General features: G+C 63.0%; 16 protein-coding genes. 8 read left to right on the top strand and 8 right to left on the bottom strand.

All coding sequences use genetic code 11. From position 1 onward, the window contains the following. Nucleotides 1-22 precede the first annotated feature (22 nt). From rpmI to msrB, 4 genes are all read right to left on the bottom strand, one after another. Nucleotides 23-217 carry a 50S ribosomal protein L35 gene (gene rpmI, locus ACUIAG_RS00800; protein WP_015021617.1) on the bottom strand — a complete coding sequence of 65 codons (195 nt, stop codon included), beginning with the start codon at nt 215-217 and terminating at the stop codon, nt 23-25. Then, on the bottom strand, nt 198-869 hold the full coding sequence (gene infC / locus ACUIAG_RS00795; RefSeq protein ID WP_029676114.1) for a translation initiation factor IF-3: 672 nt from the start codon (nt 867-869) through the stop codon (nt 198-200). The genes rpmI and infC overlap by 20 nt, the downstream gene beginning before the upstream one ends. A gap of 236 nt (nt 870-1105) precedes the next feature. Further along, nucleotides 1106-2995, bottom strand: coding sequence for an asparagine synthase (glutamine-hydrolyzing) (gene asnB, locus ACUIAG_RS00790; RefSeq protein ID WP_445339853.1), 1890 nt, complete (start codon nt 2993-2995; stop codon nt 1106-1108). A gap of 136 nt (nt 2996-3131) precedes the next feature. Beyond that, the gene (msrB, locus tag ACUIAG_RS00785) at nt 3132-4109 is read right to left on the bottom strand and encodes a peptide-methionine (R)-S-oxide reductase MsrB (RefSeq protein ID WP_445339852.1); all 978 of its coding nucleotides are present in this window, start codon (nt 4107-4109) and stop codon (nt 3132-3134) included. 174 nt (nt 4110-4283) lie between these two features. On the opposite strand from msrB, the gene ACUIAG_RS00780 reads away from it, so the two are divergent. The 5 genes from ACUIAG_RS00780 (at nt 4284) to gap (ending at nt 7865) form a co-directional block, all read left to right on the top strand. Then, nucleotides 4284-5021 carry an AzlC family ABC transporter permease gene (locus ACUIAG_RS00780; RefSeq protein ID WP_445339851.1) on the top strand — a complete coding sequence of 246 codons (738 nt, stop codon included), beginning with the start codon at nt 4284-4286 and terminating at the stop codon, nt 5019-5021. Next, nucleotides 5018-5374 (top strand): branched-chain amino acid transporter permease, encoded by a 357-nt coding sequence (locus ACUIAG_RS00775; RefSeq protein WP_445339850.1) that lies wholly within the window; start codon nt 5018-5020, stop codon nt 5372-5374. Before ACUIAG_RS00780 ends, ACUIAG_RS00775 begins: the two co-directional genes overlap by 4 nt. A 41-nt stretch (nt 5375-5415) precedes the next feature. Further along, complete coding sequence (locus tag ACUIAG_RS00770; RefSeq protein ID WP_445339849.1) at nt 5416-6174, top strand: thiamine diphosphokinase; 759 nt, start codon at nt 5416-5418, stop codon at nt 6172-6174. A 41-nt stretch (nt 6175-6215) separates the two neighbouring features. Next, entirely contained in the window at nt 6216-6620 is a 405-nt protein-coding gene (locus ACUIAG_RS00765; protein ID WP_445339848.1) for an arsenate reductase family protein, read from the top strand. Between the two features lie 189 nt (nt 6621-6809). Further along, entirely contained in the window at nt 6810-7865 is a 1056-nt protein-coding gene (gap, locus tag ACUIAG_RS00760; RefSeq protein ID WP_313836979.1) for a type I glyceraldehyde-3-phosphate dehydrogenase, read from the top strand. A 74-nt stretch (nt 7866-7939) separates the two neighbouring features. Here gap and ACUIAG_RS00755 read toward each other — a convergent pair whose 3' ends face one another. Beyond that, a complete protein-coding gene (locus ACUIAG_RS00755; protein WP_445339847.1) occupies nt 7940-8536 on the bottom strand; it encodes a DedA family protein in 597 nt (198 codons plus the stop codon). 76 nt (nt 8537-8612) lie between these two features. On the opposite strand from ACUIAG_RS00755, the gene ybaK reads away from it, so the two are divergent. Next, complete coding sequence (gene ybaK, locus ACUIAG_RS00750) at nt 8613-9119, top strand: Cys-tRNA(Pro) deacylase (protein ID WP_445339846.1); 507 nt, start codon at nt 8613-8615, stop codon at nt 9117-9119. Between the two features lie 20 nt (nt 9120-9139). Here the strand turns inward: ybaK and ACUIAG_RS00745 are convergent, their stop codons facing one another. Further along, the gene (locus ACUIAG_RS00745; protein WP_445339845.1) at nt 9140-10207 is read right to left on the bottom strand and encodes a 4-hydroxy-3-methylbut-2-enyl diphosphate reductase; all 1068 of its coding nucleotides are present in this window, start codon (nt 10205-10207) and stop codon (nt 9140-9142) included. Nucleotides 10208-10379: 172 nt separating this feature from the next. Here ACUIAG_RS00745 and ACUIAG_RS00740 point away from each other — a divergent pair, with 172 nt between their 5' ends. Beyond that, entirely contained in the window at nt 10380-11348 is a 969-nt protein-coding gene (locus tag ACUIAG_RS00740; protein ID WP_445339844.1) for an aldose 1-epimerase family protein, read from the top strand. An 85-nt stretch (nt 11349-11433) separates the two neighbouring features. Then, entirely contained in the window at nt 11434-11508 is a 75-nt protein-coding gene (locus tag ACUIAG_RS00735) for a 50S ribosomal protein bL37 (RefSeq protein WP_099327425.1), read from the top strand. 155 nt (nt 11509-11663) lie between these two features. Here the strand turns inward: ACUIAG_RS00735 and ACUIAG_RS00730 are convergent, their stop codons facing one another. Continuing rightward, on the bottom strand, nt 11664-11951 hold the full coding sequence (locus ACUIAG_RS00730) for a hypothetical protein (protein ID WP_313836971.1): 288 nt from the start codon (nt 11949-11951) through the stop codon (nt 11664-11666). A 39-nt stretch (nt 11952-11990) separates the two neighbouring features. Beyond that, a complete protein-coding gene (locus ACUIAG_RS00725) occupies nt 11991-12611 on the bottom strand; it encodes a sigma-70 family RNA polymerase sigma factor (RefSeq protein WP_313837041.1) in 621 nt (206 codons plus the stop codon). Nucleotides 12612-12636: the final 25 nt, after the last annotated feature.

Below are 12636 nucleotides of genomic sequence, written 5' to 3'. Positions count from 1 at the left end.
CACTCGACGCGACAGCACCCGCTCAGCGGGCCAGCATCCTCTTCATGTTCTTGGACTGGGTCGGAGCGAGCACCTCGTCAGTGGACAGGTGACGACGCTTCTTGGCCGACTTGTGCTCCAGATTGTGGCGCATACCGGTCCCGGCGTGCATGAGCTTGCCCGAACCCGTGGTCCGGACGCGCTTGGATGCGGCGGAGTTACTTTTCATCTTCGGCATTGCTGCCCTCCTTGGATTTCATCTGCTTGGGAGAAGTATTGTTGTCGGCCTTGGCAGCCAGATGGGCCGCCTGACGGGCCTTGCGCTCGGCACGGGCCTGGCCGCCCCGCCGACGCTGCTCGGACTGGGTATGGACCTTCTTGCCCTTGGGCGACAGGGTCATGATGATGTTGCGCCCCTCCTGCTTGGGGGCGAACTCGATGGAGCCCAGATCCGCGACGTCGTCAGCCAGCTTGCGCAGGAGCTCCACGCCGCCGATGGGCCGGGACTGCTCGCGCCCACGCAGCATGATGGTGACCTTGACCTTGTCTCCGGCGGACAGGAAGCGGCGCACGTGCCCCTCCTTGACCTCGAAGTCGTGGTCGTCGATCTTCAATCTGAAGCGGATCTCCTTGATCTCCGACATGCTCTGATTGCGGCGCGCCTCACGAGCCTTGATCTTCTCGTTGTATTTGAACTTGCCGTAATCAATGAGCTTGGCGACCGGAGGCTTGGCCTTGGGCGCAACCTCGACCAGGTCAAGGTTGGCCTCCTTGGCCAGGTTGAGGGCGACGGAGGTCGCAATGATTCCCACCTGTTCGCCGTTGGGACCGATCAGGCGTACCTGAGACACTCGTATATCGTCGTTAATCCTTGGTTCGTCGCTAATGATGACTCCTTCTCAAATACCACAACATCCACTGCCAGGCGAAGAACCCATAGGTTTCGAACATGACCGCCGCTGCTGTATGGCAACGAAACCGCCAATGCCTGCACCGTACGTGATGACGGGCAACCGTCATCAGCGCAGGTCGAACCCGAAGCCATGGAAGGCTCCCAGGTGGGATCATCCGCTTTCTTGATTTCTCAAGCCGAATAGCAGTATAACACAGGCCTCAGGACAGACCCCTAGGCTTGAAGGTCCAGCAGCTCCGGCTTGGTTCCGTCGTGGATGAAGTAGACGTCATACCAGGTCAGGAAGGAGTAGACGGTCCAGATCTTGCGGCGGGCGTCGTTGCGCTTGGCGTAGTTGTCGTCCAGCATGCGCAGCAGGGCCTCCTGGTCGAAGAACTCGGAGACCCATTCCTGCTCGAACATGCTGCGGACCAGCCGGTAGTAACGCTCCTGATGCAGCCAGTCCCGGATGGGCACGGGGAAGCCCAGCTTCTCCCTGGCGGACCACTCCCGGGGAATATGACGGTCGGCAGCCTTGCGGAAGGCGAACTTGGTGTTCTGATCAGTGATCAGGTATTTGGTGGGCACCTTCTCGGCCACATCCATCAGCTTGCGGTCCAGCAGGGGCACCCGCAGCTCCAGGGAGTGGGCCATGGTCATCTTGTCGGCCTTGAGCAGGATGTCCCCGGGCATCCACTGATGCATGTCCAGGTACTGCTTCTTCTTGAGCTCGGACAGGCTGCGCCCCTTGAGCCGGGCGTAGATTCGCCCAGTGATCTCAGAGACACGGGGAGCCTTGCGGTAGGCCGGCTTGAGCAGCCTGCCGGCCTCGTCCTCGTCGAAGACCTTGGCCTGGCCGATGAAGCTCTCCTCGGCGGGGGCCAGGTTGGCGTAGAGGTGCCAGGCCCCGTGGAAGTGCTTGCCCTTGGCCCAGCGTCCGATGGCATACCGGGCCTTGCGGGGCAGACGGCCCAGGAGACGGGTGACATCCTTGATGATCCGCGAGCGCGTGTGCACGCCGTAGTCTATATAGCCTGCGAAGAGCTCGTCGGCGCCCTCCCCGCTCAGGACCACGCGCAGGTCTCGGCTGGCCAGCTCGGAAAGGAAGAAGAGCGGCACGCAGGAGGGATTGGAGTCAGGTTCGTCCATATACCACTGAATCTGCGGGAAGTAGCTGAAGGCCTGGTCGCCGTCCAGGGACTCGGTGGTGTTGTTGAGCTTGAGTATAGAGGCCAGCTCGCCAGCCTGGTCGGACTCGTTGTAGGTCCCCTTGCCGAAGCCGATTGAATAGGTGTGCCGGGGGCGTGCCAGGGCGGCGACATAGCTGGAGTCCACCCCGGAGGAGAGGAAGGAGCCCACCTCCACATCGGCCACCTGGTGCGCCTTGACCGAATCCTGGACGGTCTGGTCGATGGAGTCGACCAGGTCCTTCAGGTCCTGCTTGCTCTCCCCAAAGGCCGGGTCATAATACTGGTGGATGTCCATCTTCCCGTCCCGGAAGGTGAACCAATGGCCCTCGGGAAGCTTGAATACGCCCTTAAAGAAGGTCTCCGGAAGCGCCGGGTACTGGAAGGTCATGTAGGGACGCAGGGCCTGGGTGTTGAGCTCCTTGTGGAAGTCCGGATGCTGCAGGAGGCTCTTGATCTCCGAGGCGTACATGAAGGTGCCGCCCATCCGGGCGTAATAGAAGGGCTTGATGCCGAAGTGGTCCCGGGCCCCGAAGAGTTCGCCGCGGCCGCGGTCCCAGATGACGAAGGCGAACATGCCGCGCAGGCGGTTGACCACCTGGTGGCCCCACTGCTCGTAGCCGTGCAGGATGACCTCGGTGTCGGACTCGGTGGAGAAGGTGTGCCCCAGGTCGATCAGCTGGCGGCGCAGTTCACGGTAGTTGTAGATCTCCCCGTTCATGGTGATGGCCATGGAGGAGTCCTCGTTGAAGATGGGCTGGTCGCCGCCCTGCAGGTCGATGATGCTCAGGCGCCGAAAGCCCAGGGCCACCCGCTCATCGACGAAATGCCCCTCGTTGTCGGGGCCTCGGTGGGCGATGATGTCCGTCATCCGCTTGAGCACGGCCGTTTTTTCCTCGGCAGAGGTGTCGTTGACGAACCCAGCAATTCCGCACATTGGCATGACTCCTTATCAATCCACCAGCAGTCCACAATAGCCTAAAAGGGCAACAGGGAACAGACCGGCCTCATGCGTGGACTGCGCCGGAACCCCATGGGTCAGAAGCTCCGGCGTGTCACTGGAGGCAGAACGGTCAACGGCTAACTTGGTCTACCAAGGGCAGGTAGTCGCCGTAGCCCTCCTCCTCCATCCGGTCCCGCGGCACGAACCGCAGGGCGGCGGAGTTCATGCAGTAGCGCTGCCCGCCACGGTCAGCCGGACCGTCGTCAAAGACGTGTCCCAGATGGATGCCGGTCTGTGCCGTCCGCACCTCAATCCGGGGCCGGCCCAGCAGCTTGTAGTCCTTGCGGTTGACCAGCAGGTCGGGATCGATGGGCTTGGTGAATGCCGGCCAGCCGCAGCCTGAGTCGTACTTGTCCGCCGAGGAGAAGAGCGGCTGTCCACTGACCACGTCCACATAGATGCCCGGGCGGAACTCCCCGTCGTAGGCGTTGGCGAAAGGCCTCTCGGTGGCCGAGTGCTGGGTGACCTCGTAGCTTTCAGGGTCCAGGGACCAGATGCGCTCGATATAGCGCTGGCGTGAGGCGGCGTTGGCGATGGCCTCCAGAGGGATGTGGCAGTATCCGCCGGGGTTCTTGAGCAGATAGTCCTGGTGGGACTCCTCCGCCGGATAAAAGTTGATCAGGGCTTCCACCTGCACAGCGGGGTGACGGCCGGTCCTGCGCTCCAGCTCATCCAGGGCGCGGCGAAAGACGGGCTCCTCCTGCTCGCGATCGTCAGGATCCCAGTAGAGGCCGCTGCGATACTGCCTGCCCCGGTCGTTGCCCTGCCGATCCACCGAGAAGGGGTCGATCAGATCCAGCAGAAGCAGGGTCAGGGTCCGCAGACTGACGCTCTGGGGATCATAGGTCAGCCGCACGCTTTCCACGGCGTCGGTGACACCGCTGCAGACCTGCTCATAGCTGGGGTTGGGCACTGTGGACTGGGCGTATCCCACCTGGGTGTCGGTGATCCCGTCCACCTCCTGGAAGAACCGCTCAATGCCCCAGAAACATCCCCCCGCCAGGACGACCGTGGCCGGGTTGTTGGTCGAAATCTTGTTCTTGTCCATGATTCCTCCTCACATACCGGTGCCTATCGCTAGGTTCAACAGGAGCGGGAGAGCGCCTATTCCACGCCCGTCCCGTCTTGACAGCCTTCTCACATTGTCGACCGGCCTATCCCCGCGGCGCGAGAGAGGATTATCATTGCTGACCATTCCCCAAACGAAGTCAGGAGGCGGGTCATGCTGCGAGCGCAGGAAGAGGCCGACGAAGACACGGAGTCCTCCGGGACCATCCTGGGCTCCCTGGCTGCGGCCTTCCCACGGACCCTGCCCATCATGGCCGGATTCCTGGTGCTGGGAGTCTCCTACGGTTTTCTGATGACCAGCCGTGGCTTCCCGGTGGTCTACCCGGTGGCCATGAGCGCCCTGATCTATGCCGGGTCCATGGAGTTCGTGACCGTGGACCTGCTCATGTCAACCTTCAACCCCTGGGGCGCGCTGATGCTGACCCTGATGGTCAATGCACGCCACCTCTTCTACGGCCTGGCCATGCTGCCGGTCTTTCGAGGGACGGGCCGGAAGAAGCCCTACCTGATCTTCGGCATGTGCGATGAGACCTTCGCCCTGGAGTCCGCCGATCCTCACCCGGCCGGGACCGACAAGGGCTGGTACCTCTTCTTCGTCACCCTGCTCGACCAGATCTACTGGGTGGGCGGTGCCACCCTGGGCGCCGTGCTGGGCAACCTGGCCAACTTCGACACCAGGGGGCTGGATTTCGTGCTGACCGCCATGTTCCTGGTCCTCTTTCTGGAGCAGTGGCGGCAGGCCGAGGCCCGCCTGCCTGCCATGATCGGTCTGCTGGCCTCCTTGGCCTGCCTGCTGGTCTTCGGACCTGATCGGTTCATCATCCCGTCCATGGTGGTCATCCTGGCCATCTTCATCCTCTTGGACTTCCACGGCCAGAGGGAGGCCTCATGACCGCCGCGCAGCAACTGATCACCATAGGCATTGTGGTCCTGGGAACCATGGCCACCAGATTCCTGCCCTTCATCATCTGGCCGGAGGGGCGTCGGCCGCCGGCCCTGGTGACCAGGCTGGGACGTCTGCTGCCCGCCGCCGTCATGGGGCTGCTGGTGGTCTATTCGCTCCGGCACACCAACCTGGCCGGAGGCGACCACGGGCTCTACGAGGCCCTGGCCCTGCTGGTCACGACCCTGATCCACCTGCGCTGGCGGAACATGATGGTCAGCATCGCCTGCGGCACACTGACCTACATGGCCTTGGTGCAGGGGTGGCTGAGCTTCCTGGTCGGTCTGGCTGGTCTGGGATGATGGAAGTGCCTCCAGGGGACGAGTGCAGAAAGAAGACTCTTATGCAGGATGACGATCAGTCGGGCGAGACTGTCCAAGCACCGCTCTGCCGGATCTGGGGCGCAGGACAGTACTTTGGCGAAGAGACGGCACGCGGCGGTCAGGCCCTGGTCATCGCAGCGGACGGAGGGCTGGAGCCGGCCCTGGAGCACGGGGACGAGCCCGAGCTGGTCGTCGGCGACTTCGATTCCCTGCCCGCCGGCAGCCGGAAGCTGCGCACGGACATCCCCCGCCGCGTCCTGCCTGCCGAAAAGGACGACACGGACCTGCTGGCCGCGGTCAAGGTGGGTTGGCAGCACGGTTGCCGACGGTTCCTTATATATGGTGGCCTGGGCGGACGCATGGACCACACGCTGGCCAATCTGAATCTGATCCATCTGATCGCCGCCAGCGGGGGCCGGGCCGAACTCTGGGGTCAAGGGATGCTGGTCACGGCCCTTGCCCCTGGAAGCCTGGACTTCCCCGCCTGGGACTGCCCGCCCAGGTCCATGGTCTCCGTCCTGGCCGCCGACGACCAGGCTCTGGGCGTGGTCGAGCAGGGCCTCAAATACCAGACGGATGGCATGACCATGACCAACCAGGAGGTGACCGGCGTCAGCAACGAGTTCCTGCCCGGCAGACCGGCCCACATAGGTCTGAAACAGGGAGCGGTATTCGTCACCTACCCCACCTCGGCGCCTCAGCCGGTCTGGAGCACCAGCCTGGAGCCCAGGGCCGACCTGGGCTCCCTGGAGACGCGGCCCTCCCGGCGGCTGGCCTGAGCACCTTTTTGACTTGAAACCCCACTTGGAAAGGAAAAACTATGGCAGCATCACCTACAGCCCAGCACCCGCTCTTCATCTGCTACAGCCGCTGCTCAACCTGCGCCAAGGCCCGCACCTGGCTGCGCGACCATAATGTGGACTTCACCGAGCGCGACATCAAGGAGGACCGTCCCACCCAGGAGGAACTGACCGAATGGCTGAAGCTGAGCGGACTGCCCGTTCGACGATTCTTCAATACCTCTGGTCAGGCCTATCGCAGCCAAGGCTTAAGCAAACGTCTGCCGCAGATGGACACGGAGCAGGCTCTGCAGCTGCTGGCCACCGACGGCATGCTGGTCAAGCGTCCCATCCTGCTGGATGGCCGGCGTGTCCTGGTCGGATTCCGTCAGCAGCAGTGGGAGGATTGGCTGGCCGATACGAACGAAAATTCTCACAATTCATGATCGTTTTGTTGCGCAAACAAACAACAAAACCTACCAATTTTTTTGTTCGTTTTTTCCTTGGCAGAACCCGCGTTATCGCTTGCTATAAGTACACAGGGTTCTATAAACTATGAGATGTTATCAGTAATCGGCCATATACGGTCCGGTAATTTTTGTGCTGTATACGGCCAATCTCCAAGGGAGAATTGAATGACAGTAAAGATTGGCATCAACGGATTCGGACGTATCGGTCGTCTGGCCTTCCGGCGCATCTTTGAGCTCCAGGCCCGTGGCGGCGACGCCTCCAACATCGAGGTTGCCGCCATCAACGATCTGACCACCCCGGCCATTCTGGCCTATCTGCTCAAGTACGACAGCACCCAGGGCACCTTCCGTCACGACGACGGCACCCCTGTCTCCGTCACCTCCACCGACACCGCCATCGTGGTGGACGGCAAGGAGTACCCGGTCTATGCCGAGAAGGACGCCAACAACATCCCCTGGGTCAAGAACGACGGCGTGGACTATGTGCTGGAGTGCACCGGCTTCTACACCTCGGCCGAGAAGTCCCAGGCCCACCTGAACGCCGGAGCCAAGAAGGTTCTGATCTCCGCCCCCGCCAAGGACGACACCACGCCCACCGTGGTCTACGGCGTCAACGAGGAGACCCTGAAGTCCTCCGACAAGATCATCTCCGCCGGATCCTGCACCACCGGCTCCCTGGCCGCCATGGTCAAGATGCTGGATGACAACTTCGGCATCCGCATCGGCTACATGACCACCATCCACGCCTACACCGGCTCCCAGATGCTGCTGGACGGCCCCAAGGGCAACAAGCCGCGCAACACCCGCGCCGCCGCCATCAACACCATCGAGCACTCCACCGGCGCCGCCAAGGCCATCGGCAAGGTCGTTCCCTCCGTTGACGGCAAGCTTCAGGGCCATGCACAGCGCGTGGCCGTTCCCTCCGGCTCCGTCACCGAGCTGACCTGCGTCCTGGACAAGAAGGTCACCGTCGACGAGATCAACGACGCCGCCAAGAAGGCCTTCGAGGGCAAGGACTACTACGGCTACAACGACGAGGGCATCGTCTCCTCCGACGTGATCGGTGACACCCACGGCGGTGTCTTCGACCCCACCCAGACCGATGTCAACACCCACGGTGACGACCAGCTGGTCCGCACCGTTGCCTTCTACGACAACGAGTACGGATTCACCAGCAACATGATCCGCACCCTGCTCTACTTCGCCAAGCTGGGCGACTGAGCATCCGGCCGGTTCTTCCGGCCATAACGATTTCGGGGTCCGTTCCCTACGGGGGGCGGGCTCCTTGTTTGTAATCAGCGCCTCCGGGTGAGCGCCCGCATGGCCAGGTCGCAGACCAGGCCGACGACCATGCCCGCCAGAAAGCCGAAGGCCATGACCGCCAGAGGGTTGTTTTCCAGCCATGAGGCGGCCAGATACCCCAGGGTCCACATGTAGATGGACCAGAGCAGACCGGCCAGGGCAGCCAGGGGCAGGTAACGGTTCAGCGGGTACCGCGCCGCGCCGGCCGTCAGATTGACCACGGTCCTGCCCGAGGGCACGAAGCGTGAGGCCAGCGTGAAGAATCCGCCTCCCTGCAGCAGGGCCCTATGGGCCCATGAGGTCACCGCCTTGCCTGCGGCACCACGAAAGACAGCCAGACGATTCAGCGGAACCATCCTCCCCAGCCCATAAGTACAGGCATCGCCGCCTGCGAAGGCCAGGGAACATACCAGAAAGACCAGCACAGGCAGGGGTCGTCCCGAGGCCCGAAAGGCCGAAGCCGTAGCCAGGACCATGAGCTCCGTGGGTATGGGAATGATCAACGCATCCAAAAAGGCGGCCAGGAAGAGCACGGCCAGCCCCCAGCCGCCCGTCACCGCATCGAGCAGCCAGGCATTGACAGCGGTCATGGACCACCCTTTCCGCGCAATGGCGCCAAAGACACCCCTCAGCTTACCAAAACGGTCAGTACCTTAGCATGGAGTCATGAGCAAGAAGAAGCGGGCGGACTCGGATGCCGCGACCCCGGCCATGGCCCAGCTGGAGCGTCTGGGAGTTCCCTTCACCATCCACGAGTATCAGCACAATGCCGACCACATGGACCAGGGGTACGGCATCGAGGCCGCCAAAAAGCTGGGCCTGGACCCGCGCACGGTCTACAAGACCCTGATGGCCGACACGGGCAAGGAACGGGTCATCGGCATTGTGCCGGTGACCGGCCACCTGAACCTCAAACACCTGGCGGCGGCCGTGGGCGCCAAGAAGGCCCGCATGGCCGACAAGGCCGAGGCCGAGCGGGAGAGCGGATATGTCCTGGGCGGCATCTCACCCTTCGGCCAGCGCACCCAGCACCTGACCGTACTGGACCAGGGCGCCCTGGAATTCGACACCATCATGGTCTCCGGCGGCAAGCGCGGGATCAGCCTGGGTCTGGACCCGCGGGATCTGATCCGTGTTCTCAAGGCCAAGACCGCCCCGCTGGCCACCGACTGAGGGATCTTAGCCTTGGAAGCTCAGCCCTGCGGCTGTGGAAGCTTCCTGGATGACCGTGCGGAGCGCAGGGCCGCAGGCAGCACGAAGTGCATGTGCTCGTCAACCGCCCGGGCCCGGGTCACCTGGGTGAACCCTCGGGAGGCCAGGGTCTCCAGCACCCCCTGAACCAGGTCTTCGGGAACCGAAGCACCCGAGGTGAGCCCTACCGAATCCATGCCCTGCAGCCAGACGGGATCCAGCTCGCCCGCATCGTCGACCCGGTGGGCCCTCTGCTCACCCTGACCGGGAAAGCGCTCATCCAGGGCCTGACGGGCCACCTCGACCAGACGCACCGAATTGGAGGAGTTGGCCGACCCCACCACAATCATGCAGTCCGCCTGACCGGCCACCAGCTTGACCGCCTGTTGCCTGTTCTGGGTGGCATAGCAGATGTCTGAGCCTGGCGGCTCCTCTATCCAGGGGAAGCGTCGACGCAGGGCCGCAGCCAGGTCGGCGGTCTCATCCAGGCTCAGGGTGGTTTGGGTCAGCATGACCAAGGGCGTGTCGGGTCCAAAATCCAAGGTCTCAATATCGGCCTCATGCTCCACCAGATGAACCCGGTCCGGGGCCTCCCCCATGACACCCACAGCCTCGTCGTGCCCCCGGTGGCCTATGTAAATGATCCGGTAGCCGTCTCGAACGAAGCGCTGGACCTCCCGGTGGACCTTGCTGACCAGGGGGCATGAGGCATCGACCACGCGCATTCCCCGCCGCTGGGCCTCCTTGACGACCGAGGGGGCGATGCCATGGGCCGAGAAGACCACAGGAACCCCGGCACGAACGGCCTGGTCAGGAATCTGATCCAGCTCGTCCACGAAGACAGCTCCCCGCTGGGCTAGATCCTCGACCACATGCCGGTTGTGGACTATTTGCCGGCGCACATAGACCGGCGGCAGCCCCTGGTGGGGGTTGTCCGCATCCAGGATGGTCTGCACGGTCTGGATGGCACGGTCCACTCCCGCGCAGAACCCGCGCGGATCAGCCAGGATGACCCGCCCATGCCCCTGCGGGGTCGGCTGTTCGCACACGGTGGTCCGAAATCCTGCCACTGCCGCTCCTTATCGATGTCAATCCGGACGGTCCCGGAGATTGCAAGACCATGGTAGAAAGCCAGAACAGCTCCCGGTAGTCCATGCGCCACTCTTTCACCAAGAAGCCAAGACCGCCAAGGCGCTAGGATGGTGGCGTACCAAGCATCAACGGCACTATGGAAGTGGGAGCATGCATACGAACGAGATGATGGGCGGGGCCGTGCCCCGGACCGGACAGCAGTACAGCATCCGTCATGGGGACTACGAGGCGGTAGTGACCGAGCTGGGAGCCATCCTGCGCGTCCTGAAATACCAGGGAAAGGACCTGCTGGCCTCATTCGACCCGGATGGAACCGTACCCTGCAGCAACGGGAACGTGCTGGTCCCCTTCCCCAACCGGATTGAGGACGGCACCTACGACTTCCAAGGCCGCACCTACACCCTGCCCATCGACGAGCACGACCGGCGCACCGCCATCCACGGCTATGGCTACCGCGCCTACTGGCACCTGCAGGCCCTTGCCGAAGACTCCGTCAGCCTCTCCTGGCGGGTGCCCGACATGGCCGGATACCCCTTCGACGTGGTGGTCACCGTCACCTACACCCTGGACGACCAGGGGCTGACCATGACCACCCGGGCCCTGAACCTGGGCGACGAGGCCGCACCTTGGGCCTTCGGCATCCACCCCTGGCTGTCCAACGGCAAGCAGGGCGTCGGTGACCAGATCCAGAAGGACAACGCCCCCTGCACCCTGTCCATCCCCTGCCGCACCCACGTAGTGGTCGACCCGGACAGGCTGCTGCCCACCGGCACCGAGCCCGTCCAAGGACGGACCGATCTGCGTCAGGGCCTTGTGCTGGGCGAGGATGTGGCCTTCGACGATGCATGGACCGATGTGGAGCGGGACGACGACGGCACCTGCTCGGCCTGGTTCACCAGACCGGACGGCATCCGCATTCAGCTCTGGGGCGATGAGACCATCACCTCCTGGCAGGTCTGCACCGGGACCGGCTTCGACGCAGGCATGCGCCCGGCCGGCGTTGCCGTGGAGCCCATGACCGCCTACGCCAACGCCTTCAGAACCGGCCGGAACCTGGTCATTCTGCAGCCTGCCGCCGTCTACACCACCCAGGTGGGCTACCGGGCACAACAGCTCTGAGCGGACCGTCCGGTCGACAAAGGTCACCCCGGTGTGCGATAATCGGCAAGGCTTATAGGTTCATCAGTAGCAAAGGAGTCCAATCATGGGCATGCGCGGACGCAAGCGCAGGGATCGCCGCAAGAAGGCCGCCAACCACGGCAAGAGGCCGAACACCTGATCGTCTGCCCCGGCACCAACGGTGCCGGGGTTTTGCATATATGCATAAAGAAAAACCATGGCTGCATTCGCATGACCATGATCTGTGCAATAGCCTGAATAGCCGGACAGAAGCGATCCTCTGCCAAGAAACAGGCTGGATCTGCTTGACCTTATCTACTTGTCCGTAGCGCGATCCGGGGTTCCCTGCTCCAGTTCATCCATCTGATCGAACATGTGCCTGAGCCGATCCAGCAGACAGTCCGGTGCGCATTCGGGGCGCAGATACCGGCGCAGCTCCTCGATGACCATGCGCTCACGCTCGTCGCAGCAGGATTCCGGATCGAAGCAGTCGCTGGGATCAACGCAGGAAGCATCCCGGTAGATGCGCAGGCTGGTGTGGGTCACCCTGACAGAGCCGCCGTCATCGTAGGCGTAGTGACTCATCTCCACGCGTCCGTCCATGCTCCTGCCCGCTTCCTGATACCCGATCTTCGGGGGCCCTCAATGCCCCTTGTTGCTGATCTCTTTTTTTATACTAGGCCCGGCAGCACCAGTGCCATGGTGTTCCGCTGAGGGCTTGCCTGCAGCCTCACGCTCCTGCTGGTAGCCGCGCTCCTGGGCATAGCGCTCCAGCTCCTGGCGCAACTGCGAGCGCGCACGATTCAGCCGGCTCATGACCGTGCCGATCTTGATGCCCTCCTCGTCGGCCACCTGCTGATAGCTCTTGCCGTCGATGGCAGCATCGATGAAGACCCGTCGGCGTTCCGGGCTGAGCCGGTCCAGGGCTGCCATGATCTCCTCGGGGGCAAAGGTCTCCATGTACTCCTGCTCGGCGGATTTGAGCCCCTCGGACCCGTGCTCCGAAGCCGAGTAGATGTCCCAGTCGTTGTACTCGCCCGTCGAGTCGTTGGCCCTTTGCGGACGCCGCTTGGCCTTATGGTATTGGTTGAAGTAGGCATTGCGTTCGATGGTGGTCATCCAGGCCTCGAAGTTGCTGCCGGGCTGGAAGCGGTCGAAAGCCTTGAATCCGCGCTCGAAAGTGTCCTGGACCAGATCCTGGGCGTCCTCCGGGTTGTTGGTCAGGCGCATGGCCTGGCGGTAGAGCACATCCACCGCAGGCATGGCCAGGGCCTCGAATTGACGTTTT

Source organism: Bifidobacterium sp. ESL0825 (assembly GCF_052606465.1).
The sequence above is the reverse complement of the archived record's forward strand: the minus strand, read 5'-3'. Positions and strand labels throughout refer to the sequence as shown.